This window comes from Kitasatospora nipponensis (genome assembly GCF_039528135.1).
GTDB lineage: Bacteria > Actinomycetota > Actinomycetes > Streptomycetales > Streptomycetaceae > Kitasatospora > Kitasatospora nipponensis.
Genome location: NZ_BAAALF010001146.1, coordinates 1 through 522, shown reverse-complemented (window position 1 = coordinate 522; position 522 = coordinate 1). Strand labels below are relative to the sequence as shown.

Annotated in this window: 1 protein-coding gene; it reads left to right on the top strand. The window is 67.2% G+C overall.

Annotated features, from left to right (window positions below; translation table 11 throughout):
- On the top strand, window positions 1–522 hold a 522-nt coding region (locus ABD323_RS45340; RefSeq protein WP_486327201.1), incomplete at both ends, for a type 2 periplasmic-binding domain-containing protein.

Genomic DNA, 522 nt, shown 5'->3' with positions numbered 1-522 from the left:
CAACGGCATGACCCACACCGAGTCGCAGACCGCCTGGAACCAGTACAAGGCGGTCTTCATCCCCTCCGGCTCCTGGCTGGAGAACGAGCAGCTCACCTCCACCCCGGCCGACTTCGAGATGACCTTCCTGCCGATGCCGTCGCTGCCCGGCGACAAGCTTCCGTTCGAGGCCATCCGGGCCGGCTCCGGCGAGCCGTTCGTGGTGCCGACCAAGGCCAAGAACGTGGCCGGCGGCCTGGAGTTCCTCCGGATGATGCTGACCAAGGAGGCGTCGGGCAAGTTCGCCCAGGCCGCCAACAGCCTCACCTGCCTCAAGGACGGTGTCGGCCCGGAGGTCCAGCTGAAGCCGGGCACCAAGTCGACCGTGGTGGCGCTGAAGGCGGCGGGGGCCAACGTCTTCAACTTCCAGTACCCGAACACCGCGAGCAAGTTCGACGAGGACCTGCAGAACGCCTCGGGCGAGCTCCTGGCCAAGCGCATCACTCCGGCGGAGTGGATCAAGCGCGCCAAGGAGTCGGCCAC